Below are 272 nucleotides of genomic sequence, written 5' to 3' on the forward strand. Positions count from 1 at the left end.
CCTTGACCAACATTAAACACATCACCAGAAGCTTTCGGTTTACTTATAGTTAAGATATCTTCCTTCCCCCCTACTACACCGATAGGGAAGCCACCGCCAATTACTTTACCGAGTGTAGTAATATCTGGTGTGATATCATAGATTTCCTGTCCACCACCTAAGGAACTACGAAATCCAGTTTTCACCTCATCAAAAATAAGAATGATCCCATTCCTACTCGTAATTTCCCTTAATTTATTCATAAAGCTCTGTTCAGCAGGTATCAGGGCACC

The 272-nt window shown here is 40.8% G+C and carries 1 protein-coding gene; it reads right to left on the reverse strand.

Annotated elements, in window-relative coordinates; all coding sequences use genetic code 11:
• The coding region (locus AOA60_RS28305) for an aminotransferase class III-fold pyridoxal phosphate-dependent enzyme (protein WP_143522577.1) at positions 1 to 272 on the reverse strand (272 nt) is incomplete at both ends.

The organism is Pseudomonas sp. 2822-17, from assembly GCF_002742485.1.
Taxonomy (GTDB): Bacteria; Pseudomonadota; Gammaproteobacteria; order Pseudomonadales; family Pseudomonadaceae; genus Aquipseudomonas; species Aquipseudomonas cyclaminis.